Below are 24,828 nucleotides of genomic sequence, written 5' to 3'. Positions count from 1 at the left end.
TTAGGCTCCGGTCTCGTGGGCTCGGAGATGTGTATAAGGGACAGGGGTGATTGGGGTGCTGCGGGGTTGACGGCGGATCGGTTTGTGCCGGATCCGTTTGGGTCGGTGGGGTCGCGGTTGTATCGGACTGGGGATGCGGTGGCGTGGCGGTCGGACGGGACGGTGGAGTTCCTGGGTCGGTTGGATGCGCAGGTGAAGGTGCGTGGGGTGCGGGTGGAGTTGGGGGAGGTGGAGTCGGCGTTGCGGTCCTGTGTGGGTGTGCGGGATGCGGTGGCGTCGGTGGTGGAGGTTGGTGGTCGGCGGGTGTTGGTCGGTTATGTGGTGCCGGTGGGTTCGGGTGTTGATGTGGTGGGTGTGCGGGGGGTGTTGCGGGGTGTGTTGCCGGAGGTGTTGGTGCCTTCGGTGGTGATGGTTGTTGATGTGGTGCCGGTTGATCCGAATGGGAAGGTGGATCGTCGGCAGTTGCCGTTGCCGTCGGTGGTGGATGAGCCGGTGGGTGTGTTCGTGGCGCCGGTGTCGGTGTTGGAGCGGGCTGTGGCTGCGGTGTGGGCGCGGGTGTTGGGTCGTGACGTGGTCAGTGTCGAGGCGAGTTTCTTCGATCTCGGTGGTGATTCGATGCTGGCGGTGACGTTGGTGGGGGCGTTGCGGGCGGCTGGCTGTTCGACGAGCGTGCGGGACGTCTTCGCTTACCGGACGGTGCGTGCGTTGGCGGCGTCGCTGGGCGACTCGGAGGATTCGTGGGTTGCGGTGCAGCCGTTCGCGCTGTTGTCTGACGCGGACCGGGCTGCCCTCCCTGCCGGCCTCACCGACGCCTACCCCGCCGCACAGACCCAACTCGGCATGCTCGTCGAACTGGCCACCAGCGGAGACCGGGCGGCCTACCACAGCGTCATCGCCCACCAGGTCCGCGACGGGCGACCGTTCTCGGCCGACGCGCTGCGGACCGCCGTCGCGACGGTCGTCGCCCGGCACGAGATCCTGCGCACCTCGTTCGACCTGACCGGCTACTCGGTGCCGATGCAGCTCGTACACGCCGAGGTGACCCCGCAGGTGACAGTGGTGGACGGTCGGGACGTGCCGGCGGACCAGCAGGAACGGCTCTTCCAGGAGTTCGTCGCGGCCGAGCGGGCCACGCCCTTCGACCTGGCTGCCGCGCCCCTGCTACGCGTCGCCGCGCACCAGGACAGCGACGAGAGCTGGTGGCTGAGCTTCACCATCTGCCACGCCGTCACCGAGGGCTGGAGCACCGCACGACTGCTCGCCGAACTGTTGTCCGTCTACGCCGACCTGGCCGACGGGCGGAGCCCGGCCGAGACCGAACAGCCGGCCGTGCGGTACGCCGACTTCATCGCCGCCGAGCTGTCCGCGCTGGCGTCCGACGAGGACCGGGACCACTGGCGCGCGGTGGTCGACGGGCACAGTCCGTTCGTCCTGCCCGCCGGCTGGGGTGAGCCCGGCGATCCGACGGCCATCTCGACGGCAGTCGACGTCGCGGACCTGGACGAGGCCGTCGCGCGGTTCGCCTCCGAGGCCGGCGTCTCGGTCAAGGCGGTGCTGCACGCGGCGCACCTGAAGGTGCTCAGTCAACTCACCACCGAGCACAGCTTCCACGCCGGGCTGGTCTGCGACGCCCGGCCCGAGGTGCTCGGCGCCGACCGGGTGCAGGGCATGTATCTCAACACCCTGCCGTTCGCGTACGAGCGCACCGCCCGGACGTGGCGCGACCTCGTGACGGCGGTCTTCGACCGGGAGGTCGACCTCTGGCCCCACCGGCGGTTCCCGCTGGCGGAGATCCAGCGCGGCAGCGGTCAGCGGCTGCTACGGGTGCTCTTCAACTACCAGGACTTCTCCCGCGCCGGGCAGCCGGCTACCGCGACCGGCACCGAGCCTGTCGTCGTCGCCAGCGCCGGCGACGGTGCCACCGAGTTCGAGCTGTCCGTCTTCGCGCACCGGGGCAACTACCAGCTCTCCAGCCGCAGCAACGTGCTCTCCCGGGCCAACCTGGAGCGGCTGGCCGGCATGTACCGGGCGGTGCTGGCGGCGATGGTCGCCGACCCGGCCGGCGACGCGCAGGCGGTGCACCTGCCCGGTGGTGAGCGGGAGCGACTGCTCGGCGTGGTCGACACCGGCGTCGAGGAGCCGGTGACCGGCACGGTGGTCGAGCTGTTCCAGGCTCGGGTGGCCGCCGCACCCGACGCGGTCGCGGTGGTCGCCGGCCCGACCCGGTTGACGTACGCGCAGGTAAACGCCCAGGCCAACCGGCTCGCCGGGCAGCTGCGGGCAGCCGGTGCGGGCAGGGGCACGGTGGTCGGTGTCTGCCTGGACCGGGGTGTGGACCTGGTGCCCGCCCTGCTCGGCGTGATCAAGGCCGGGGCCGCCTACCTGCCGCTGGACCCGACTCAGCCGGCCGAGCGCATCGCGTACCTGCTCGCCGACGCGGGCGCCGCGACGGTGGTCGCCACGAGTGCCCACGCCGACGCGCTGGCCGGGCACGACGGGCACCTGGTGCTGCTCGACCGTGCCGACCTGACCGGCCAGCCGGAGCCCGACCCGGCCCCGGTGAACGAGGCCGACGATCCGCTCTACGTCATCTACACCTCTGGCTCGACCGGCCGCCCGAAGGGTGTCTGCGTCAGCCACGCCAACGTGTTGCGGCTGCTCGACAGCGCGCAGGAGCACTACGCCACCGACGAGACCGACGTCGTCGCGCTGTTCCACTCGTACGCCTTCGACGTCTCGGTCTGGGAGTTGTGGGGCGCGCTGCTGCACGGCAGCCGACTGGTGATGGTGCCGCCGGCGGTGGCCCGGGTGCCGGAGGACCTGCTCGACCTGCTGGTGGAGCAGGAGGTGACCCTGCTGGCCCAGACCCCCACGGCCTTCCGCGGTCTGGTCCGGTTGGCCGCCGACGGTGATGAGCGGCTGCGGCGCCTGGTGCTGCGCGCGGTCGTGCTGGCCGGCGAGCGGCTGGACTTCGCCGAACTCACCCCGTGGGTCGACCGGCTCGGCCTGGCCCGGATCGCCCTGGTCAACATGTACGGGATCACCGAGACCACTGTCTACTCCACCTATCACCGGGTCACCCGCGCCGACCTCGCCGCCGGGGTGGGCAGCCGGATCGGGCGTCCGCTGGCCGGTGTGCGCATGTACGTGCTCGACCAGCACGGGCACCCGACGCCGCTCGGTGTGCCCGGCGAGATCCACCTGGCCGGGCACGGTGTGGCCCGGGGTTACCTGAACCAACCGGCGCTGACCGCCCAGCGGTTCCTGCCCGACCCCTACGGCCCCGCCGGCAGTCGGATGTACCGCACCGGCGACCAGGGGATCCGGCTGCCCGACGGCAGCGTGGAGTTCCTCGGCCGGCTCGACGACCAGGTCAAGCTGCGCGGTTACCGGATCGAGTTGGCCGAGGTGGAGGCGGCGCTGGCCGCGCTGCCGGAGGTCGCCGGGGCGGCGGTCGTCCTGCGCGAGGACACCGCTGGAGATCCACGACTTGTCGGATACCTGGCCGGTGCGCCCGGGCAGCGGCCGAGTACCGGCGAGCTTCGCGCGGCGCTGGCCCGGACGCTGCCGGAGTACATGATCCCGTCGACCTTCGTGACACTGGACCAGCTGCCCCGCAACAACAGCGGCAAGCTCGACCGGCGGGCGCTGCCCGCGCCGTCCGACGGCGATGCCGGCGATGGGCGGGCCAGGGTCGGTCCGCGTACCGGGTTGGAGGAACGGGTCGCCGGGATCTGGGCGCAGGTGCTGGGCCTGCCGGAGGTGGGCGTCGAGGACGGCTTCTTCGAGCTGGGCGGCCACTCGATCAAGGCGCTGGTGCTGGCCAGCACGCTGCGGGCGGCCGGCTTCGACGTCTCGGTCGCGGACGTGATGGACCTGCAAACCGTTTCCCGGCTCTGCGCCGCGCTGGCCGACCGCACCGGACCGGTGCACGTCGACCGCCCGGTGGAGCCGTTCGAGCTGGTGTCCGCGCCGGACCGGGCGTTGCTGCCGGACGGCCTCACCGACGCGTACCCGCTGTCCCAGGTGCAGCTCGGCATGCTGCTGGAGATGCTTGCCGACAACGGCTGGAACCACTACCACAACGTGGCGTCGTTCCTCGTCGGCGAGGACGACCCGCTGGACCTGCCGACGCTGCGCGAGGCGGTGGACCTCGTGGTGAACCGGCACGAGGTGCTGCGCTCCTCGGTGGACCTGACCGGCTACTCGGTGCCGATGCAGCTCGTGCATCCCGCCGTACGGGTGCCGGTCGTGCCGCACGACCTACGCGGGTTGTCCGAAAACGACCGGCAGGCCGAGCTGCGTCGCCTGGTCGCCGCCGAGTACGGGTCGCCGTTCGACGTCGAGCGGGCGCCGCTGCTGCGGTTCGCCGTCTGCCGGGAGACCGACCGGAGCTGGCGGTTGGTGCTGACGATCTGCCATGTGGTCGTCGAGGGCTGGAGCCTGCACGCGCTGGTCGCGGAGATCCTCGGCCGCTACCGCTCGGTGCGCACCGGCGACCGGCCGGAGCCGGAGCCCCTGCCCGCCGTGCGGTTCGCCGACTTCCTCGCCGCGGAACGCCGTGCCCTGGAATCCGCGGCGGACCGGCGGTACTGGCAGGACCTGATGGACCGGTGCGCGAAGTTCACATTCCCCACCGGCTGGCGGCCCACCGCACCGCCGCAGGCGCGTACCGCCCACACCGCGCGGGTGCCGTTCCGCGACCTGGAGCCGGGCCTTCGCGCGCTGGCCTCCGCCGCGCGGGTCTCGCTCAAGGCGGTGCTGCACGCCGCGCACCTGACGGTGCTCGGCCAGCTCACCGACGAGCCCCGGTTCTACAGCGGCCTGGTCTGCCACACCCGGCCGGACATGCCGGGCAGCGAGCGGGTGTACGCCATGTCGTTGAACACGCTGCCGTTCCCGTACGAGCGCGACTGCGCCACCTGGACCGAGCTGGTCCGCCGGGTGCACGCCACGGAGGTCGAGATGTGGCCGCACCGGCGCTACCCCGCGCCGGCGATCCGGCCGGCGGTCGCCGGCACCCGTCTGCTCGACGTCTACTTCAGCTACCTCGACTTCGACGAGGTGGTCGGCGAGCACGTCGAGGCAGGTCCCCGGTACGCCGCCGCCAGCTCGGAGTTCGCCCTGGCCGTCTCCGCGGTCGCCGGGCACCTGGAGCTGAGCAGCGACAGCGACCACCTGGACCGGGCCGAGGTCGACCGGATGGCCGCGATGTACCGGCTCGTGCTCGCCGCGATGGTGGCGGACCCGGACGGTGACGCCCGTGCGGTCCGGCTGCCCGAGGCGGAACGGCGCGACGTGCTGGTGGCCTGGGCCGAGGCGACCGGCGACAACGGGCCGGAGCCCGGCCTGGTGCCTGACCTGGTGCGGGAGCGGGCTGCCACGGCGGGCGACGCGGCGGCGGTCGGCGAGTTGAGCTACGCCGGCCTCGACGCGGCGGCCAACCGGCTCGGCTGGCACCTGCGGGAGCGGGGCGTCGGGCCGGAGCGGGTGGTGGGGGTGCTTCTTGACCGGAGCGCCGACCTCGTCACGACCCTGCTGGGCATCTGGCGGGCGGGCGGGGCGTACCTGCCGATCGACCCGTCGTACCCGGCGGCGCGGATCGCGTCCATGCTCACCCAGGCCGGGGCCACCGTCGTGGTCACCAGCACCGCCTACGCCGACCGGTTCACAGGCGTCGACCGGGTGCTGCTGGACGTCGACGCGGGGCCGATCGCGGCCCGACCCGACGAGCAGCCGCCCGGCCGCACCGACCCGAACCAGCTCGCGTACGTGATCTTCACGTCGGGGTCGACGGGACGGCCCAACGGCGTGCAAATCAGCCACCGCAGCCTGGCCGGCTACCTGAACTGGGCGGTGGACGAGCTCGTCGCCGACCGGGTGGGTGGCGCGGCACTGTTCTCGTCGGTCGCCTTCGACATGGTGGTGACCACCATCTGGGCGCCGCTGGTCGCCGGGCAGCGGCTGTGGCTGTTGCCGGCCGACGCCGGGTTGGACGAACTCGGCCCGCGGCTGGCCGCGGCGGGGCCGTTCAGCTTCGTCAAGCTGACCCCGAGTCATCTGGACCTGCTCGCCGGGCAGTTGTCGAGCGAGCAGGCGGCCGCGCTGACGCCGATGCTGGTGCTCGGCGGCGAGGCGCTCGCCGCGCGGACCTGCGCGCGGTGGCAGGCGATCGCACCACGGACGGTGCTGCTCAACGAGTACGGGCCGACCGAGGCGACAGTCGCCGTCAGCCGTTACCCGGTGACCGGTCCGCTCACCGGCCAGGTCGCGCCGATCGGTCGACCGCTCGGCGGAATGCGTACCTACGTGCTGGACGCTCGGCTGGAGCCGGTGCCGGTCGGCGCGGTCGGCGAGGTCCACCTCGGTGGGCCGCAACTCGCCAGGGGGTACGCCGGGCAGCCCGTACACACCGCCGCCCGGTTCGTGCCCGACCCGTACGGGCCGGCGGGCTCCCGGTTGTACCGCACCGGTGACCGTGGCCGTTGGTTGCCGGATGGGCAGCTCGACCTGCTCGGTCGGGTCGACGACCAGGTGAAGATCCGTGGGCACCGGGTGGAGCCGGCCGAGATCCGCGCGGTGCTCCTCGACCATCCCGCCGTACGCGACGCGGCGGTGCTGGCCCGCCCGGCGCCCGGCGGCGGCAACCAGCTGATCGCGTACCACGTGGGTGGTGCCGAGGACCTGGCTGCGCACTGTGCCCGGCGGCTGCCCGCCGCCCTGGTCCCGGCCGCCTTCGTGCCGGTCGACACGATCGCGCTCAATCCCAACGGCAAGGTGGACGTGCGGGCGTTGCCGGCGGCGCCCCTGCGGACCGAGGCGGAGATCGCCCCACCACAGGGCCTGGCCGAGACCATCCTCGCCGGGATCTGGGCCGAGCTGCTGGACGTGCCGAGGATCGATCGTCAGGACCGGTTCTTCGCCCTGGGTGGGCACTCCCTGCTGGTGGTTCCCATGGTCACCGCGGCCCGGCAGGCCGGCCTCCCGCTCACCCTGCAACAGGCGATGCTGGACCGACCGCTGGCCGACCTGGCCGCGATCACCCCGGCCGGGGCGGCGCGAGCTGTGGCCCTGCCCCGGGTCGCGCCGTTGCCCCCGGTCGGGCCGCTGCTCGCCGAGACGCGGGTGCCCGGCGCCTCGCTGGCCGTGCTCGTGGACGGCGAGTTGGCGCAGGTCCTCGCGGTGGGGCACGGCACGTCGGGCGGGGACGCGCCGGTGACTCCGCAGACCATCTTCCAGGTGGGCTCGGTCAGCAAGCTGGTCGCGGCGGTGGGTGCGCTGGCCCTGGTCGACAGGGGAGCCCTCCAGCTCGACGCGGACGCCAACGCGTACCTCAAGGCGTGGCAGTTGCCCGCCGACCGACCGGTGAGCCTCCGGCACCTGCTCAGCCACGTCGCCGGTCTGACGTCGACGGGCAGCACCGGACACCCGCGCGGTGGCCCGGTACCGCCGCTGTCGGACCTGCTGCTCGGCCGTGGCGTGCCCACCGACCCGGTGCGGGCCCTCGACGTGCCCGACCCGGTCGCGGTGGAGCGCAACAGCCACTTCGTGGTGGTCCAGCAGCTCATGGAGGACGTCACCGCGACGCCCTTCGCCGACCTGATGGCCGAGCTGGTCTTCGCGCCACTGGGGATGACCGGCAGCAGCTTCGACCAGGGTTTCCCGGAGACGTCCGGCCGGCCGGTGGCCACCGGGCACGACGAGCGGGGCGAGCCGCACCCACACGGTTGGGAGGTGCGTGCGGACCAGGCGGCGGCCGGCCTCTGGAGCACCGCCACCGACCTGGCCACGCTGATCAGGGAGATCCAGATCGGCTACCGGGGGGAGTCCGCCCTGCTCAGCAGGGAGCTGGTGCTGGCGCAACTGACCACCGGGCCGGGCGGCGTCTTCGGGCTCGGCTGCATGGTGGACCGCATCGAGGGGGGCGCTGAGACGCGCGTGGAGTTCACCCACCGGGGCCACATCGCCGGCTACCGGGCGCTCGTCACCGGCCGGGTTCCGGACGGGTCCGGGCTGGTTCTGCTGACCAACGGCGAGGCGGGCGACGAGGTCGTGTCGCTGCTGACGTCGCACACGAACACCGCACGGACGGAGGACATGCGATGATGACCATGCCGAGCCTCTCCGCGCCGGTCACCGACTCCACCGTCCGGCAGGTACGGCACCTGGTGTCGATCCGCGACCTGACCGACGGGGACCTCTACTCGATCGTCGCCCGGGGTGCCGCGTTCGCCGCAGGCGAGTGCGGCAGCCCGCTCGCCGGGCAGGTGGCTGGGGTCTACTTCCTCAAGACCTCGACGCGTACGCGCACCGCCTTCACCAGCGCCGCACTGCGGCTCGGCGCCGGCGTGATCCAGTACGGCCCGCAGGACTTGCAGACCAACACCGGGGAGACCAGCGCCGACACCGGCCGGGTGCTGTCCGGAATGCTCGACGTGCTTGTCGCCCGCACGGCCGGTGACCCGGCCGAGTTGCGGGCCTGGGCCGCCCAGAGTCGGATGTCGGTGCTCAACGCGATGAGCGCCGAGGAGCACCCCACCCAGGCGCTGACAGACCTGACCACGTTGCTGCGGCAGTTCGGCCGGATCGAGGGGCTGCGCCTGCTCTACCTGGGCGAGGCCAACAACACGGCCAACGCGCTCGCCCTGGCGCTCACCCGGTTTCCGGGCGTGGAACTGGAACTGCGTACCCCGCCCGGCTACGGCCTGCCCGCCCAGATCCTGGTCGACGCCACCCGGCAGGCCGAGATCAGTGGGGCGAGCATCGTCGAGCGGTGCCACATGTCCGACCTGCCGGGCGATCTCGACGCCATCTACACCACTCGCTGGCAGACCACCGGCACCGTGAAGCCGGACCCGGACTGGCGACATGTCTTCGCCCCGTTCCGGGTCGAACAGGACCTCTGGCGGTACAGCCCGAACGCGGTGTTCCTGCACGACCTGCCGGCGCATCGCGGCGAGGAGGTGACCTCGGAGGTGCTCGACGGGCCGGCGAGCATCGCGTTCGGTCAGGCGGAGAACAAGCTCTACAGTGCGATGGCGGTGCTTGAATGGTGCCGGTCGCGCGCGGGCGGGACGACGCGGTGACGGTCCTCGAGCCGCCGCCGGGCAGACCCGCCCGCCGCGCGGCGAGGCTCACCCGCAACAGGGACTTCCTGTTGCTCTGGACCGGCTCGGGGCTCTCCGCGCTCGGTGCCCGGGCCACCTCCATCGGTTACACACTGCTGGTCTACTGGTCGACCGGTTCGGCCACCGCGGCGAGCCTCGTCACCTTCGCCGCGCTGCTGCCGAACCTCGTCGCCCAACTACCGGCCGGCGCGCTTGTCGACAGGTGGAACCGGCGTACGACGATGCTGGTCTGCACCGCCGGCCGCGTACTCGGAGCCGGCAGCGTGGCGGTGGTGGCGCTGCTCGACGCGGTGCGGTTGCCGCACCTGATGGTGGTCGCGTTCCTGGAGGCCACCCTCGGCATCTGCTACGCGTTGGCGGAACGAGCCGCGGTGTGCGCTGTGGTGCCCCGCGACCAACTGGGCGCGGCGACGGCCGCCAACGAGTCGCGGGCCAACGCCGCCAGCATCCTCGGTCAGCCGACCGGCACCGTACTCTACGCCGCTGCCCGGTTCGCGCCGTTCCTGTTCGCCACCGGGGTGCACCTGATGTCGCTGGTGACCCTGCTGTTCGTCCGACGGGACCTGCGGGCGCCCCGGCCGCCGGACGGCGCGGCGGGCGGGCTGATCGCCCAGATCAGGGAAGGTGTCGTCTTCATCTGGGGCAAGCTCTACCTGCGTCGGGCGCTGTGGCTCTTCGCGGCCAGCAACATCCTCTTCCAGGTTCTCGGCCTCGGCCTGGTGGTGCTGGTCAAGGATCGGGACGGCACGCCCGCGACGGTGGGTCTGCTGTTGGCGGTCAACAGTGTCTTCGGCATGGCGGGCGCGATGACCAGTAACGCGTACCTGCGCCGGTGGGGCATCCGCCGGATGATGGTCGGCATCAACGTGGCGTGGGCGGTGCTGATGCCGCTGCTGGTCGTGGCGCCGGGGCTGGCGGCGGTCAGTGTGATCCTCGCGTTGATCAACTACGGCGCCGGGATCGGCAACGTGGCCGGGATGCTGTACCTGCTCAGGACGACTCCCGACGAGCTGCGCGGCCGGGCCGGCTCGATCTTCACCCTGCTCTCCTCGGGCGCCAACTCGATAGGCGCGCTGTTCGCGGGCTTCCTGCTGGACGCCGTAACCATCGAGATGGCGTTGGCCGTCGTGGGCGCGACGATGGTGGTGATCGCGGCGTTGGCGGTGCTGGCCTTCGGCACCCGTACCGCCGCCGAGGCGGAACGTGCCGAGGCGGCTGCCGAGCGGGCCGACGCGGAGCGGGTCGCTGCCGAGCGGGCGGACGCGGAGCTGGCGACGACGGCGGCCGGCCGCGATCCGCGTGATTGAGCCCGGCGACGATATCGAGGAAATATGGCTGCCCACGTCAGGCTGCCGGCAGTGGACCGACCTGGCGTGGAGGAGACCTACCGATGAGCGAGCACGGCACGTGGCAGCCGCACGAGATCACGCCCCGCAGCGCCGGATGCGCGGCCACCGTCGACGGGCTGGTCGAGCATCTACGGGAGGTGGACCTGACGGCGTTGCTCACCGCCGAGAAGGCGCTGGTGTTCCGGGGCTTCGGCGTCGAGCCGGGCGCGCTGGACCCGGTGATGGACATGGTGCTGCCCAACAGGCTCGCCTACGTGCACGGCAACTCGCCCCGCACCAAGGTCGGCCGCAACGTCTACACCTCGACGGAGTACCCGGCGCCCTACACCATCTCCATGCACAACGAACTGTCGTACGCGGCGCACTGGCCGGCCCGCCTGCTGTTCTACTGCCAGATCGCCGCGGCGACCGGCGGCGCCACCCCGGTGGTCGACGCCCAGCTCTGGCTGGAATCCCTCGACCCGGAGGTCCGCGCCGCCTTCGCAGGCGGGGTGTGCTATCAGCAGAACCTGCACGACGGCCTGGGGCTGGGCAAGAGCTGGCAGCAGACCTTCGAGACGGAGGACCGGGCGGAGGTCGAGGCGTTTCTCGACGGCACCGGGGCGAACTGGAAGTGGACCGCCGACGGGCTGCGGGTGAGCCAGGTGCGCCCGGCCACCACCAGGCACCCGGTGACCGGTGTGGAGGTGTGGTTCAACCAGAGCGACCAGTGGCACCCGGCCGCTCTGGACGACGAGGTCGCCCGGGTGATGACCCAGGTGATGTCGCAGGACGAGCTGCCCCAGTCGGTCACCTTCGCCGACGGCAGCCCGATCCCCGACGAGTACGTGTTCCAGGTCCGCGACCGAGGGCTGGACGCGGCGATCGACGTGGACTGGCGGGTCGGTGACCTGCTCCTGATCGACAACGTGCTGGTGGCGCACGGTCGGCGGCCGTACACCGGGAGCCGCCGCATCCTGGTGGCGATGTCGGACTGACCGGGCAGCGGCCCGGCGGGAGGAGAAACGTGGAGATGACAGAGGCCGAGGTACGCGGCCGGTGGCTGCGGTCCTTCCGCCGTGCGGAACGGTCCGACCTGCGGCTGGTCTGTTTCCCGCACGCCGGTGGGAACGCCAACGTGTTCCAACCCTGGGCGGGCCTGCTCGACGGCGCCACCGATCTGCTGGCGGTCTGCTACCCCGGTCGGCAGGACCGTCTGCTGGAGCCGTGCGTGGATCAGATGGACGTGCTCGCCGAGCGGATCAGTGACGTGCTCGTGCCGTACCTGGACCGGCCGATCGCATTCTTCGGCCACAGCATGGGCGCGTCGGTGGCGTACGAGGTCACACTGGTCCTGGAGTCCAGGTACGGCTTCACGCCGAGCGTGCTCTTCGTCTCGGGACACGGCGCGCCGCACGTCAGCCGGGTCGAACTCGATCCGGATCTCGCCGACGACGAATACCTGCTGAGCCGGATCGGCGCCCTGGGCGAGGTCGATCCGGTGCTGCTGCGGTCACCGAAACTCCGCGAACTGATCATGCCCCCGCTCCGGGGAGACCTGCGGATGCTCTACCGCTATTTGCCGCGCGAACCGGCGAAGGTCAAGGCCCCGATCGTCGGCTACCTGGGCGTCGAGGATCCGACCTGCACCACGTCGACGGTGGGGGCCTGGGAGGAGCTGACCACCGGCGGCTTCGAGGTGGCGACGTTCCCCGGTGACCACTTCTATCTCGTGCCGGAACAGGAGCAGGTGGTCGCCGCGGTGACCGCCCGCCTGGGCTGACCGACGGATCACGCCTCAGGGAACGGTCGCGGGAACCGGCCGCGTTGCACGACGGATGCGATGAGGTCCAGGTGCATGGGGAACTGGTGTTCGGCTTCGGCGAGCGTCAACACGGTGAGCGTTTCAGCTCCGAGGGCCTGCGCCTCCGTTCGCGGGTCCCGCTTACGGACGAGGGCGGGGCAGAAGCCCGGGTAGCGCTCCTGCCCCGCCCACGACCAACGTCCGATGTTCACGCGGGCGGACCGGTCGGTCACCGAGGCTCGGGCGGCGTCACCTGCCGGTCAGGACAGGTGCAGCCGAGGCTCGAGGATCACCTCGAAGAGCCGGTCCCACGGCAGCTCGACGCGCGCCGACTCGAAGCGGGTCAGGGTCGCCGTGAACGTCTTCGCGCCACGCCGGCCCAGCACGATGCGGTGCCCGGCGAAGTGGTCGGCGAAGTACCGCTCGGTCAGGGGTACCAGCCGTTCGCTGACCCAACCGTCGAAGTAGGTCTTCTGCTCGGAGGTGAGCGCGAGCGGGTCCCAGCCCCGCGCCCGTGCGTGCGCGTACGCCTCGACCTGCACGATGTTCTTCCACGGGTCGTCCTTGACTAACCGGTAGAGCAGGTACTCGGCGTGCGCCTGGCCCGGCGCGCGCAGGTCCGGCACGCCGAACCCGCTGCCGGAGGAGCGGAGGTACGCCCACCGGGCGGTGCCGTGGCTGAGCGCCAGGCCGAGCGCGTTGCCGCCGGTGTTCCACCCCGAGTACGACAGCAGCGCCGCGAGATCCAGGTGGTTCTCCATCCGCGCGACCAGGTCGTGGTCGGCCTTGTTCACGATGAGCGGGTCCACCACGATGACCGGGGTGCCGGCGGCCAGCAGCGTGCCGATCCGTCCGACGAAGGCGTCCAGGTCGGCGGCCCGTTGCCCGGGTACCGTCGAGGGGGTGTTCACGGCGAGCACGATGTCCGCGTCGCCGCTGACGACCCGTCCTCCGACCGAGGTGACGTGCCGCCGGATGTTCTCCGCGAACGGGATGCCCTCCAGTTGCGCGGTCCAGGCCTCACCGGAGACGCCGGCGTACTCCACGCGGTACGTGGGGTTGGTGCCGGCGGCGATCACCCGCGCGACCAGCAGCGCGTTGACCTCGTCGGCGCCGGGGAAGATCTCCACCCGGTCGCCGACGCCGAGTTGGGCGACGAGCGCCTCCAACTCCACCCGCTCGGCTCGGGCCAGGCCGACGGGCGCGGTGTCGTCCTCGGAGAGCACGAGGTGGTTGATGGTGCCGTCGGCGACCCACTCGACCATGAGCCGGTTGACCTGGTGGTTGCGGGCCCGCGCGGCGAGATAGTCCTCGACGACCTGGTCGGGGATCCGCACCCGGACGGCGTCGAGCTGGGCTCGCAACTCCTCCTGCCCGAGGTTCACCACCTGGTCGTAGAGCTTCGCCCAGGAGACCAGCAGGTCGCGGTACTGGTCCAGCTCGGTGCCCGTGCTGGTGATGGCGAGGCGCTGGATGGTGTCGTGCACCTCGATCACCGCCTCCGGCCGGGTGGAGCGCAGGGTTCGGATCGCGGCCAGGGTCGCCAGGGCGGCGGCCAGGGTCGGGGCGGCGGTGCGTGAGGCGATCAGGCCGCCGTACGCGAGCATGCTGACCGAGATCACGTACCCGTCGACGCCGTCGGTGGTGCCGAGCCAGCGGGCGATGGCGGCTCCGTCGCCGGGGGTGAAGAAGCGGCCCAGCAGTTCCCGTGGCGGCAGCTGCGCCTGGGCGCCGGCGCTGGCCGCGGTCATCTGCGCGGCGTACGTGTTGACGGGCCGGTCGTCCAACGGGACCAGTGCCACGGTCAGCTGCCGCCTGCCGGGCCCGGCGAACGCGGGTCGGCCGACGGCCACGGTGGTCAGCCCGGCCATGCCGGTGGCCAGGAGGGTACGTCTTCTCATGCTCACTCCCTCTGTTTCGGGGCGCTCGCCGCGCGGGGGGTGGCCGGCACGAGTCGGCGGGTGATCCAGAGCGGTGAGGTGACGGCGTTGCCCATCACCACCGCGTGGGCGCCCGCCTCGAATGCCTGGCCGACCTGTTCCGTGCCGCGGTAGCGCCCTTCGGCGATCACCGGCACGGGCAGCAGTGCGACGAGTCGTTCCACGAGCCCGAGGTCGGGCCCGTCGGTCGGTGCGCTGGCCGGTGTGTAGCCGGACAGTGTGGTGGCGACGGCGTCCGCGCCGGCCTCGACGGCTGCGACGCCCTCGGCGGCGGTGGAGACGTCGGCCAGGACCAGTGCGTCGGTCCGTTCGCGGAGCGCGCGGACCGTGTCGGCGAAGGCGCGTCCGTCCGGTCGGGGGCGGTCGGTGGCGTCGATCGCGACGATGTCCGCACCGGCCAGCGCCACCTCGAGCGCGTGGGTCGCGGTCGGGGTGATGAAGACGTCATCGGTGCCGTGCTTGTACAGCCCGATCACCGGCACGTCGACGGCACGGCGTACCGCTCGGACGTCGTCCGGTCCGTTGACCCGGACGGCCACGGCGCCGCCGCGTACCACCGCGGCCGCCACCCGGGCCTGGACGTACGGGTCTCGCATCGGATCGTCCGGGTCGTCGGGCAACGGTTGGCAGGACACCACCAGCCCTCCGGCCAGGTCGTCGAGCACGCTCACCTGTCGGTCCTTTCGATGTGGGGTCAGTCGATGGCCAGTCGGGCGGCGCCGACGACCACGGCGTCAGCGCCAAGCGTTGCGGGCAGCAGTGGAACGGCGGCCCAGCCGGCGGGCACCTCGGCCGAGTAGGCGGCCGACGCGGAGGGCAGCAGGGAACCGGCCGCCCCTCCGGCCACCAGGACGGCGTCCGGGTCGAGCAGCGCCACCAACCCCGCCAGGGCCGCGCCGAGGACGGCTCCCGCCCGCTCCACGACCCGCTGGGCGACCCCGTCTCCGGCTGCGGCGCGCTGCGCCACGGTCCGTCCGGTGACGTGGGCGCCGGTCTCGATCAGGTACGCGGCGGCCAGCCCGCTGCCGGAGGCGATCGCCTCCAGGTGCCCGTACCGGCCGCACCCGCACCGCAGCCGTTCGGCGCCCGGGGCCGGCAGGTGCCCGACCTCGCCGGCTGCCCCGCGGGCGCCGGCCTCGACCCGGCCGTGCCGGACGATCGCCCCGCCCAGCCCGGTGCCGACGGCCACCAGCAGCACATCGGCGCGGTCCTGTCCGGCGCCGGCCCAGCACTCGCCCAGCGCGGCGGCGTTCACGTCGTTGGTGACCCGCACTCCTCGACCCAGCCGGGCGGCCAGCGCGTCGGCGACCGGGGTGCCCGTCCAGCCGGGCAGGCTGTCGGTGGCGTACCGGATGCCGCCGGTCGCCGGATCGACAGTCCCGGCGGTGCCCACGCCCACCGGCCCGGTGGTCGCGCCGAGCAGGTCGGCGGCCAGCCGGGCGGCGGCGTCCAGCACCGCCTCGGGCCCGGACCGGGCGGGCGTTGGCGCCTCGCGGCGCTCCAGCACCCGCCCGGCCCGGTCGACGAGCGCGGCCGCCGTCTTGGTGCCACCGATGTCGATGCCGACAACCGGTGTCGTCATCCCTTGAGGCCGGTGTGCGCGAGGCCCTCGACGAACTGCTTCTGCGCGATGACGAAGACCACCAGGACAGGCAGCGCGGTCATTGACGCCGCGGCCATCTGGACGTCCCACATGGGACCGCCGTAGGCGTCGACGAACTGGGTGAGCGCCTGGGGCAGGGTGAACTTCTCCGGAGAGGAGAGGAACACGATCGGTTCCAGGTAGAGGTTCCAGCTGTGCAGGAAGGTGAAGATGGCCACCGCGCCCAGCGCCGGCCGCGACAGCGGCAGGGCGATCCGCCAGAAGGTGGCGAGGCGGCCCAGCCCGTCGACCCGGGCGGCCTCCTCCAGCTCACCGGGGAGGCTGATGAAGAACTGCCGCATGATGAACGTCGCCAGGACGCTCGGCGCGCCGAAGATCGGCACCAGGATCAGCGGCCAGTGGGTGTTGACCAGACCGAGTTTGAAGAACATCTGGAACAGCGGCACGATCGTCACCTCGCTGGGAATGAGCAGGCCCGCGAGGACGACCAGGAACAACACGTTCTGGCCCCGGAACCGGATGCGCGCGAAGGCGTATCCGGCCAGCGCCGACACGGCCATGGTGCCGACCGTGACGACCAGCGCGATGTAGAGGCTGTTCAGGTACTGCTGCCCGAACGGCTGCAACTCGAACACCCGCTGGTAGGCGTCGAACCGCGGGTTGGTCGGCAGGAGCTTCGGCGGGAAGGCGAAGATGTCCGCCACCGGCTTCAGCGACGAGGTGACCATCCACCAGGTCGGGAAGACGAACGGGATCGCCAGGACCAGCAGCACCCCGTAGAGCACCAGCTTGGTCCGTCGGGACAGGTCACGATTCATGGAAGACCCACCTCTTGCGCATCTGCCACTGCAGCACGGTGAGGGCGAGCACGATGACGAACAGCAGGATCGACAGCGTGGCTCCGTAGCCGAAGTGATGGAACTGGAAGGCCTGCTGGTACAGGTAGTAGACGAGCACGGTCGTCGACGTGCCGGGTCCGCCCTGGGTGAGCACCGCGATCTGCGCGAAGACCTGCAGCGACCCGACCACGGTGATGATCGAGGTCAGCAGGATCGTCGGGCTGATCAGCGGTACGGTGATCCGCCAGAACTGGCGCATCCGGCTCGCCCCGTCCACCTCCGCGGCCTCGTACAGTTCGGCCGGCACGCCCTGCAGGGCGGCCAGGAACAGCACCATGTTCAGGCCGACGTTCTTGAACACCTGCACGACGATCACGGACACCATCGCGGTGCCCTCGCCGCGCAGCCAGTTCGGCCCGTGCACGCCGACGGTGTCGAGCAGCCCGTTGATCCCGCCGTTGTCCTGAAGCAGGAAACCCCAGACGATGGTCCAGGCGACCAGCGAGACCACCACGGGGGAGAAGAACAGCGTGCGGAACAGGATCGTGCCCCGCAGCCTCTGGTTGAGCAGGACGGCCAGCAGCAGGGCCAGGCCGAGGTTGACCACTACCAGGCCGATCGAGAACAGCCCGGTGGCGCGCAGTACCGCGCCGAGGTTGGGATCATCGGCGAGAGCCCTGTAGTTGTCGGTGCCCACGAATTCGAAGGTCCCGGCGAGCACGTTCCACTCGTGCAGGCTGTACCAGAGCACGAGGATCAGCGGCAGGATCACGAAGACGACGCTGCCGAGCAGTTGCGGGGCGATGAACGCATAACCGGCGAGTTGGTCCCGGCGGCGGCTGGTCCAGAACGGCCGGGCCGGGCCCGGGGCGGGCCCGGCAGCAGCCGAGCCCACCCTGGTGTCCGTCTGGGTCATGATCGTTGGCCTTACTTCGCCAGCAGCGGCTGGATCTTGGCGCAGACGCCGTCGAGTACGGCCTTGACGTCCGCGTTCGGCTGCCACAGCGGGTCGAGGCCGGCGCGGACCTGCTGGCTCAGCTCGGCCTGTCCGGAGTGGCTGGGCTTGACCACGCCGCTGGTGATGCCGTCGATGACGACCTTCTGCAGCTGCTCCGGCTTGAGCTGCGGGTTCGTCTTGGCGAGGGTCTCGGCGGTCAGCTGCGACTGGCGGGGCGGCGGGAAGAACTGGGCGAGCTTCGCCGAGTTCGTGGGGTTGGTGAGGAAGGCCAGGAAGTCGGCTGCCTGCTTGGCGTGCGGGCTCTTCTTCATCACCCCGACGCCGGCCTGGCCGACCACCGCGTAGTTCCCCTTCGGCCCGGCGGGCAGCGGCACCAGGTCCCACCCGAAGCCGCCGTCCTTGAGCAGCGAGGCGCGGGAGATCTGGGTGATCGTCATGGCCGAGTCACCGGCGAAGAAGTCGGCTGTCGTGCCCGGGCCGGGCAGCGCCTTCTGAGTGAAGGTGGCCTTGTGCAGGGTGGTCATCGCGTCGACCATCTCCGGGCTGTTGAAGCCGCAGGTCTTGCCGTCCTCGCTCCACGCCTGGGCTCCCCATCCGGTCCAGAATGTGGACAGGTTGTCCCAGCCCTTGTAGTCGAAGTCCCGAATGACCAGGCCGGCCTTGCCGGACTTGACCGCCGTCGCCGCGGCGGTGGCCAGGGCGTTGTCCCAGGTCCACTGACCGGCCGCGATCAGCTCGGCCGGGGTCTTCTGCCCGGCCTTCTTGAGCATGTCGGTGTTGACGAAGACCCCGAACGGCGAGGTGGAGAAGGGGTACGCATACAGCTTCCCCTCGTTCTGCCAGAGCTTGAGGGTGGCGGGGGAGATGTCCTCGTACTGGTAACCCTCAGCCTTCTTGAGCGTGTCGTCGAGGGGCAGCAGCGCGCCCGAGGCGACGAAGTCCGGGGCGGAGTTCTCGAACACCCACGCGAGGTCGGGCGCGTTCCCGCCGGCGATCTGTGTGGTCAGGGTCGTGGTGTAGGTGTCGAACGGCAGCGGATCGAACTTGATCTCGGCCACGTCCGGGTGGCTCTTGCGGTACTCCTCAGCGATCTCGTTGAACAGCTTGAGGTGCGCCTCGTTGGCCGACCAGACGGTCATCCGCAGCTTCGCGGGGCCGCTGTCGTCGGCGTCGCCACCGCCGCCGCAGGCGGTCAGGGCGAGCGCGCCGGCCAGTGCCACGGCGACGCCGCGCAGGGCCTTTCCTGCTCTCACAATGTTCTCCTTACCGGGGGTGTGTTCAGTAGCCCGCGATCTGCGGCCAGCGCTGTTCCACGCCGGCCGCGGTGAGGCGGTCCTGGAATTCAGCCAGCAGACGGGGGGTGTTGCGGACCGCACGCGGGGACTCGCCCCGCGCCAGACAGAAGTCGGCGAGCAGGCCGGCGACCTCGCCGACGTTCCACTCGACCGGGTGCAGCCGGTAGCTGCCATTGGTGATGTGGGTGGTGCCGATGTTCTTGCCGGCCGGCAGCAGGTTCTCCATCCGCTGCGGGATCAGCGCGCCGAGCGGGATCTCGAACGGGCAGGAGCCGACGTCGATGTAGTTGTCGCCGCCGGTCGACGGGTGCAGGTCGATCCGGTACATGCCCACGCCCACCGCGTCCGGGTAGCTGACCGCGCCGTGGTTGCCCCGGACCGCCAGGGACAGGTCCTGCTCGGCCACTGTGTACTCGGCCCGGATCCGGCGGGACTCGCGGATGTACGGGGCCTGGGCCAGGCCGTCCGCGCTGCCTGTCACGTCGCCGCGCAGCCGCAGGCCCGGGAAGCCGGTGCCGCCGTCCGGTCGGGGCGCCTCCGTCTGCATCCAGTAGAGCACCGAGTACGACAGCTCGCGGGCCTTGGACAGGTGCCACGACGCGTTCGGCACGTCGATGACCGGTCCCTCGAAGTAGTCGATCATCGGCCAGTTGACAAGCGTGATGTCGCTGCCGTACGCGCCGTCGGTGAAGTTGCGCCGCGCGGCGATCCGGCGGAACGTCCACAGGTTGCCGTCGCCGGGGTTGACGCGTTGGTCGGCGTTGACGCTCAACGGGTCGTCGTCCGGGTTGGGGGTGAAGCTGCGCTCGACGATCTCCAGCGTGCGCGGGTGCGGCGACTTCCAGGACAGCAGCCGGTCACCCCAGAAGTCGGGCTTGTAGTCGCGCCAGAAGTCGTACCCCGCGGGACGGTCGATGGTGTGGTCACCGTCGACGTGGTCCAGGGCGAAGCAGACGGACACCGCCTGCATGTTCATTGGCTGGGCCTCGGCCGGGGCGCTCGGCTCACCCGTCTCCGCCTGCGACTCGAACCCGGTGACGTACTCGGTGCCGGTCAGCGGCAGCAGCTCTCCGGTCTCCGTGGCGTCCAGGATGTACGGCGCGACGACGTCGATCCGCTGGTCCCGGTCGCGGTGCGCGAGGGTCACGCCGGTCACCCGGTCCCCGTCGGTCTCCGCGGCCACCGGCCGGTACGGCTGGAGCACCCGAAGCCGGCCCGAACCGAGGTATGGGGCGAGCATCTGGTCGAGAACGGCGACAGCCACCCGCGGCTCGTGGCAGAGCCGGCTCACCCAACCCGCACCGGGGTTGAGGTCGGTCCAGGCCCGCGACCGCTCGGTCAGCGGGTAGTGGCGGCGGTAGTAGTCGCGGATGCCGTCGCGCAGTTCCCGGTAGCTGGCGGTGGCGCCGAACTGCTCGATCCAGGAGTGCTCGTCCGGGGGGACGGCCTGGCTGGTGAGTTGCCCGCCGAGCCAGTCGAACTCCTCGGTCAGGATGACGGACCGGCCGGCCCGGGCCGCGGCGAGCGCCGCGGCGACGCCGCCCAGTCCGCCCCCGACGACGAGGACGTCCGTACGCATGAGTACCACGTGTTTCCTTCCAGTTGCGCGGTCGACCGCTCAGCGCCGGTCAACCGCCGGATCAGGGGTGCCGAGGGTGATGCCCTCGACGAGTTCGCAGGGGAGAAGTCGCTGCTGGACACCGTCCGCGCTTCCGTCGATGACGCCGGTCAGCACCTCGACCGACTGGCGGCCCATCTCCTCGCGGGGGATGCGGAACCCGGTGAACGTGATGTCGGTGGGGACCGGAACCGTCGGGTCGCCGAGGGTCACGATCGACAGGTCGCCGGGCACGGTCAGGCCCCGCCGGCGGGTGGCCGACTCCAGCGCGACCGCCGTGGCGAAGTCCTCCACGAAGGCGACGGTGGTCCCGTCGGCCAGCAGGGTGTCGATGGTGGTGTCGGCCTCGGTGGCCAGCGCCGACATCTGCCCGGCGCTCTCCGCGGTCGCCGCGGCGGCGTGGAACCCACGGCGCCGGTCTTCGGAGGATTCCGCGGTGGTGCCCGTGCTCACGTACGTCAGGCGGCGGTGACCGTGCCGCAGCGCCACCTCGACGAGCTGGGCCACCGCCGAGGCGTAGTCGGCGCCGACGTAGGGGACCGGGCCGCCGGCGTCGTCCCGGCGCCCAACGGCGACGTACGGATATCCGTCGCGGTTGAGCCGGTCCAGCTCCGCGCCGTCGATCTCGCGCCCGAGCAGGATGCACCCGTCGGCCAGACGGAGCCGGTTGTCCTGGTGGAAGATGCGTCGCCGGCCGTCGATGACCGGTGCGCTGGTGAACAGCAGCAGGTCGCACCCGACGCTCTCGGCGTACTCCTCGATGCCGAGCAGGAACGGGTGGAAGAAGTCCCGGCTGCCGCTGGGGAAGGCGGGCTCGTACGTGAAGACGCCGATGATCCGGTTGAACCGTGAGGCGAGGCGGCGGGCCACGGGGTCGGCGGCGTAGCCGGTCTCGGCGATGACCCGCAGCACGCGGTCCCGGGTCTCCGGGGCGATGCGGACGTCGGCGTCGGTCCGGTTGTTGAGCACCAGTGACACCGTCGCCTGACTGACGCCAGCCATCCGCGCGATGTCACGTTGGGTGACACGTCTGGGGGGAGCGGTCACGTCAGGTCCCTTCGGTGCTGCTAATGCGTATTAGCGATCGGCGTTGGGAAGGAGCTTGGCCGGTGGTCCACCCCGTGTCAAGGGGTGGACGCAAGATTTCGGGCCGGTGAACTCGCTGGAGTAATGCGCATTAGCGGTCGGGGTTCGCGGCGGGTTGCCGTCCGCCCCCGGGCCTGCCGCCGCCTCTTGACAGGAGTGCCGTCGGTCACGCAACATTCGAGAAACATAGATGCTAATACGTATTAGCTCGCCGGCGCCAAGGGGCGTCCGTCGATCGATGTCCCCTGCGTTCTTACTGAGCGTCACACCGCGCCGTTCGTGCCGCCGATCCGACCGACCGAAGAGGAAGCCGCATGACGAGACCATCCGCCCCGTCGTCCCGACGCGCCGTCCTGGCGGCCGCCAGCGCCGGCCTGCTCGTCGCCGCCCTGGCCGGCGCCCGACCGGCAGCCGCCGAACCCCCGCTCGACTTCCCCCAGTTCACCTACCAGGGCACCGCGTTCGACAAGGGCGCCCTCGCCTACAACCCGACGAACGAGTTCATCTTCCCGAGCGTCATCCGGGCCGCCGACTACTTCCCCAACCCGCTCGGCGCCTACTACCTGTACTACGCGCCGCACGAGCGTCCCGGCGGGATCGCCCTCGCCTACTCCGACTCGATAGACGGTCCGTGGACGGAGTACGCCGCGAACCCCCTGATCGGCAACACCTGGCTGCCGCACTACGCCACGGTCAGCCACATCTCCTCACCGCACGCGGTGTGGATCGAGGGTGAGAACAGGCTCTTCCTCTATTTCCACGGCGAGAACTCCATCACCCGGTACGCGACATCCGACGACGGCATCCACTTCGACTACGGCGGGACTGCGGTCAGCCGGAACGACTCGACCGGTGGGGAGACCTCCTACGCCCGGGTGTTCGAGCAGTCCGTGCCCCGGCTGGGCACCCGGTACCTGATGGTCTTCATGGACAACCCGACCGCCGCGCTGCCGGGACCGACCGGGCCGGTGTCGAGGCGGATCCGCTGGGCGGTCTCCAACGACGCGCGGACCTGGACCATGCAGCCCGAACCGCTCGTGACCCCGCAGGGCATCGAAGGCCCGAACGCCTCCGGCCCGTTCTTCCTGCGCTGGAACGACCGCAACCTGGTGATCTACCACGCCGCCGACGGCAACATGCACGCGGTCGACGTCGGGCCGGACTTCGACCAGGAGATCCACCTCGGCGTCGTACACGACTCGATGGCCGCAGCGCCCGACCTCGGCCGCTCGGCCGCGCCGACGTTCTACTTCGACGGGCGTACGGCGCACATGTACTACGAGGCGGGCGGTCGGCTCACCGCGACCATCGGCCACGCCACCGCCACCCTGGCGGAGCCACTGCCGGTACGGCAGCTCGACTGTGCGGCGGACCGACAGGTCCTGTGGCCACCGAACCACAAGCTGGTCGACGTCAACCTCACAGTGGACCTGCACGACGGTGTGCTCGGCCCGAACGCGTTCACCCTGACCAGCGTGACCGGGGGCGACGCCACGGACGTCAGTGGCTTCGCCGTCGGCGCGCCGGACACCAGCGGCAAGCTACGGGCCGAACGTGCCGGGAACGGCGGCAACCGGGTGTACCACCTCACGTATGCCGGCCACGACGAGATCGGGCGGCCGGTTGGTTGCACCGTCACCGTCACCGTCCCCCACGACCAGGGCAGCGACTAGCGGATCGTCTGCCGGCCGGCCTTCCGGTTGTCCGAGCACGGTGTCCCAATCGTCATCAACGCGTGAGTATCGGCTGTCCGAGTTCCTGGGTGCATCGGGTGAGCGCGACGTAGAGGCCGTTCCAGCCGCGCGGTTCGGCGGCGATGCCCTGCGGGTCGACGAGGAGCGCCGCGTCCCATTCCAGTCCCTTGGACTGGGACGCGGTGAGCACCGGCACATCGCTCAGAACCGCTACGAGTTCGGCAATGCGGGCCGACTGTGGCCTCGTCGAATCACGATTCGCTTGTCGACAGTCCGCAAATCAGCGACGGTCGTCGATGTTGCCCGGACGGTCGCCGGTGTGCTGGAATGGCCAACATCGCTGCGGCGCGGGGGCAACCGCGCTGGGAACGGGTCAGCGCGGGAGCATCGCGGTGCTGGCAGAGCGCCGCTCTGGCGGACGCGTGCCGCGCCGCCGGGTCATCTCCACGACGACGGCAGGTGTCCGCCGTACGTGCCCCGGCCGCGTGTCCCCACGACACGAGACGTTCCTTCTCCGCCGCGCCGGAGGCGTCCGATACGCCACGTCGACGCACCTGAACCGGCGACGAGGTGGGCAGCGAATCGCGATGTCCGACAGCACTGTTCCGGCCCCTGCCCGCGCGGTAGGGACCCAACGCCATGAAGGATGATCATGCGCCGTTTCCTCGCGGTGTTCACCGCCGCCCTGATCCTCGGCACCACAGCCGGCAGCGTCCCGGCCGTCGCGTCGGGTGCCTCCCACCGCTCGTGCACCCGTGACCTGCTCTTCTGTGAAGACTTCGAGCGGTTGCCGCGTGGCGGCGCCAGCACGTTGGACTGGGGCGTCGACACCCGCAACGGCACGCTCACCGTCGAACGTGCCCGCCACGGCAACCAGGTGTTGCACATCCACACGGTCGACAATGGACGGGCGTTCCTGCGCGTCGACGATTTCGCCGCGCCGGGTAACCGCTTCTACGGCCGGATGCGGCTGCGCGTCGACGCGTTCCCCACCGCCCCCGACTGGGCGCACTTCACGCTTGTGGAGGCGACCGGCACCGGCAGTTCGGAGGTCGTCCGTCCGGTCGGCGGCCAGTACGCGCCCACAGTCCCCGGAATCTTCTGGGGTGTGGGCGCCGACGGTGGCCCGACCGGCGACTGGACCAACTGGCGGGAGTCCGCCCCGGTTGCCGAGGACACCTGGCAGTGCTTCGAGTGGAAACTGGACCCGACGGACAACCGCGTCACGGTGTGGATCGACGACGTGGCGAAACCGGAACTGAGCGCGTCGACGACCGAACACGGCGGCAACGACCTGCCCTTCGTCCTGCCGACGGTGAACACCGTGAAGGTCGGCTGGCAGCTCTATCAGGGCGGCACCACACCTGGCGAATTCGACCTCTGGGTCGACGACATCGCTCTCTCCGCCAAGCGGCTCGGCTGCTGACGTCGTTCGTCACGGTCCACCGCGTGCCCGCACCGGGCACAGCCCGCAGACCTCTGCTGACAGTGCGCCCACCCAGCCTTGCGAAGTCAGCCGACCGGGGCGGGGTGTG

Annotated in this window: 17 protein-coding genes; 7 read left to right on the top strand and 10 right to left on the bottom strand. The window is 71.2% G+C overall.

Annotated elements, in window-relative coordinates; genetic code table 11:
* Positions 1 to 27 precede the first annotated feature (27 nt).
* From FHG89_RS28735 to FHG89_RS28715, 5 genes are all read left to right on the top strand, one after another.
* Positions 28 to 8,106, top strand: a complete 8,079-nt coding sequence (locus tag FHG89_RS28735; RefSeq protein ID WP_280116096.1) for a non-ribosomal peptide synthetase — start codon at positions 28 to 30, stop codon at positions 8,104 to 8,106.
* Between the two features lie 5 nt (positions 8,107 to 8,111).
* The gene (locus FHG89_RS28730; protein WP_139587541.1) at positions 8,112 to 9,086 is read left to right on the top strand and encodes an ornithine carbamoyltransferase; all 975 of its coding nucleotides are present in this window, start codon (positions 8,112 to 8,114) and stop codon (positions 9,084 to 9,086) included.
* Positions 9,083 to 10,435 (top strand): MFS transporter, encoded by a 1,353-nt coding sequence (locus tag FHG89_RS28725; RefSeq protein ID WP_244295955.1) that lies wholly within the window; start codon positions 9,083 to 9,085, stop codon positions 10,433 to 10,435. The genes FHG89_RS28730 and FHG89_RS28725 overlap by 4 nt, the downstream gene beginning before the upstream one ends.
* An 83-nt stretch (positions 10,436 to 10,518) precedes the next feature.
* Complete coding sequence (locus FHG89_RS28720; RefSeq protein ID WP_139587532.1) at positions 10,519 to 11,454, top strand: TauD/TfdA family dioxygenase; 936 nt, start codon at positions 10,519 to 10,521, stop codon at positions 11,452 to 11,454.
* A gap of 35 nt (positions 11,455 to 11,489) precedes the next feature.
* Positions 11,490 to 12,239 (top strand): thioesterase II family protein, encoded by a 750-nt coding sequence (locus FHG89_RS28715; protein WP_244295960.1) that lies wholly within the window; start codon positions 11,490 to 11,492, stop codon positions 12,237 to 12,239.
* Positions 12,240 to 12,247: 8 nt separating this feature from the next.
* Here the strand turns inward: FHG89_RS28715 and FHG89_RS28710 are convergent, their stop codons facing one another.
* Genes FHG89_RS28710 through FHG89_RS28670 form a run of 9 tightly spaced genes read right to left on the bottom strand, consistent with a single transcriptional unit; the run spans position 12,248 to position 21,560 of the window.
* Positions 12,248 to 12,472, bottom strand: coding sequence for a hypothetical protein (locus FHG89_RS28710; RefSeq protein ID WP_139587530.1), 225 nt, complete (start codon positions 12,470 to 12,472; stop codon positions 12,248 to 12,250).
* A gap of 48 nt (positions 12,473 to 12,520) precedes the next feature.
* On the bottom strand, positions 12,521 to 14,161 hold the full coding sequence (locus FHG89_RS28705) for a DUF4127 family protein (protein WP_139587529.1): 1,641 nt from the start codon (positions 14,159 to 14,161) through the stop codon (positions 12,521 to 12,523).
* 2 nt (positions 14,162 to 14,163) lie between these two features.
* Complete coding sequence (locus FHG89_RS28700; RefSeq protein ID WP_139587528.1) at positions 14,164 to 14,871, bottom strand: N-acetylmannosamine-6-phosphate 2-epimerase; 708 nt, start codon at positions 14,869 to 14,871, stop codon at positions 14,164 to 14,166.
* Positions 14,872 to 14,894: 23 nt separating this feature from the next.
* On the bottom strand, positions 14,895 to 15,782 hold the full coding sequence (locus FHG89_RS28695; RefSeq protein WP_139587527.1) for an ROK family protein: 888 nt from the start codon (positions 15,780 to 15,782) through the stop codon (positions 14,895 to 14,897).
* Positions 15,779 to 16,621: a carbohydrate ABC transporter permease gene (locus FHG89_RS28690; RefSeq protein ID WP_089021463.1), complete on the bottom strand. Its 843-nt coding sequence runs from the start codon at positions 16,619 to 16,621 to the stop codon at positions 15,779 to 15,781. The genes FHG89_RS28695 and FHG89_RS28690 overlap by 4 nt, the downstream gene beginning before the upstream one ends.
* Positions 16,611 to 17,558, bottom strand: coding sequence for a carbohydrate ABC transporter permease (locus FHG89_RS28685; RefSeq protein ID WP_139587526.1), 948 nt, complete (start codon positions 17,556 to 17,558; stop codon positions 16,611 to 16,613). The genes FHG89_RS28690 and FHG89_RS28685 overlap by 11 nt, the downstream gene beginning before the upstream one ends.
* Positions 17,559 to 17,569: 11 nt before the next feature.
* The gene (locus FHG89_RS28680) at positions 17,570 to 18,853 is read right to left on the bottom strand and encodes an ABC transporter substrate-binding protein (protein WP_139587525.1); all 1,284 of its coding nucleotides are present in this window, start codon (positions 18,851 to 18,853) and stop codon (positions 17,570 to 17,572) included.
* Between the two features lie 25 nt (positions 18,854 to 18,878).
* Complete coding sequence (locus FHG89_RS28675) at positions 18,879 to 20,474, bottom strand: FAD-dependent oxidoreductase (RefSeq protein ID WP_139587524.1); 1,596 nt, start codon at positions 20,472 to 20,474, stop codon at positions 18,879 to 18,881.
* A 39-nt stretch (positions 20,475 to 20,513) separates the two neighbouring features.
* The gene (locus FHG89_RS28670; RefSeq protein WP_139587523.1) at positions 20,514 to 21,560 is read right to left on the bottom strand and encodes a LacI family DNA-binding transcriptional regulator; all 1,047 of its coding nucleotides are present in this window, start codon (positions 21,558 to 21,560) and stop codon (positions 20,514 to 20,516) included.
* A gap of 353 nt (positions 21,561 to 21,913) precedes the next feature.
* On the opposite strand from FHG89_RS28670, the gene FHG89_RS28665 reads away from it, so the two are divergent.
* Positions 21,914 to 23,272 (top strand): glycoside hydrolase family protein, encoded by a 1,359-nt coding sequence (locus tag FHG89_RS28665; RefSeq protein ID WP_208761148.1) that lies wholly within the window; start codon positions 21,914 to 21,916, stop codon positions 23,270 to 23,272.
* 55 nt (positions 23,273 to 23,327) lie between these two features.
* On the opposite strand, the gene FHG89_RS28660 is transcribed toward FHG89_RS28665, so the two are convergent.
* Positions 23,328 to 23,483 carry an ATP-binding domain-containing protein gene (locus tag FHG89_RS28660; RefSeq protein WP_425280232.1) on the bottom strand — a complete coding sequence of 52 codons (156 nt, stop codon included), beginning with the start codon at positions 23,481 to 23,483 and terminating at the stop codon, positions 23,328 to 23,330.
* 462 nt (positions 23,484 to 23,945) lie between these two features.
* Between FHG89_RS28660 and FHG89_RS28655 the strand changes: the two genes are divergently transcribed.
* Entirely contained in the window at positions 23,946 to 24,719 is a 774-nt protein-coding gene (locus FHG89_RS28655) for a hypothetical protein (protein WP_139587522.1), read from the top strand.
* Positions 24,720 to 24,828 lie beyond the last annotated feature (109 nt).

The organism is Micromonospora orduensis (genome assembly GCF_006228125.1).
In the GTDB taxonomy this organism is placed as follows: domain Bacteria; phylum Actinomycetota; class Actinomycetes; order Mycobacteriales; family Micromonosporaceae; genus Micromonospora; species Micromonospora orduensis.
This window is presented reverse-complemented; position numbering and strand designations above follow the sequence as displayed.

What these genes read in the sequence shown, in the direction of transcription:
- FHG89_RS28655 (WP_139587522.1), top strand. Translation starts at nt 23,946, where the DNA reads ATGCGCCGTTTCCTCGCGGTGTTCACCGCCGCCCTGATCCTCGGCACC.
- FHG89_RS28720 (WP_139587532.1), top strand. Translation starts at nt 10,519, where the DNA reads ATGAGCGAGCACGGCACGTGGCAGCCGCACGAGATCACGCCCCGCAGC.
- FHG89_RS28730 (WP_139587541.1), top strand. Translation starts at nt 8,112, where the DNA reads ATGCCGAGCCTCTCCGCGCCGGTCACCGACTCCACCGTCCGGCAGGTA.
- FHG89_RS28675 (WP_139587524.1), bottom strand. Translation starts at nt 20,474, where the DNA reads ATGCGTACGGACGTCCTCGTCGTCGGGGGCGGACTGGGCGGCGTCGCC.
- FHG89_RS28665 (WP_208761148.1), top strand. Translation starts at nt 21,914, where the DNA reads ATGACGAGACCATCCGCCCCGTCGTCCCGACGCGCCGTCCTGGCGGCC.
- FHG89_RS28685 (WP_139587526.1), bottom strand. Translation starts at nt 17,558, where the DNA reads ATGACCCAGACGGACACCAGGGTGGGCTCGGCTGCTGCCGGGCCCGCC.
- FHG89_RS28690 (WP_089021463.1), bottom strand. Translation starts at nt 16,621, where the DNA reads ATGAATCGTGACCTGTCCCGACGGACCAAGCTGGTGCTCTACGGGGTG.
- FHG89_RS28735 (WP_280116096.1), top strand. Translation starts at nt 28, where the DNA reads ATGTGTATAAGGGACAGGGGTGATTGGGGTGCTGCGGGGTTGACGGCG.
- FHG89_RS28695 (WP_139587527.1), bottom strand. Translation starts at nt 15,782, where the DNA reads ATGACGACACCGGTTGTCGGCATCGACATCGGTGGCACCAAGACGGCG.
- FHG89_RS28715 (WP_244295960.1), top strand. Translation starts at nt 11,490, where the DNA reads ATGACAGAGGCCGAGGTACGCGGCCGGTGGCTGCGGTCCTTCCGCCGT.
- FHG89_RS28705 (WP_139587529.1), bottom strand. Translation starts at nt 14,161, where the DNA reads ATGAGAAGACGTACCCTCCTGGCCACCGGCATGGCCGGGCTGACCACC.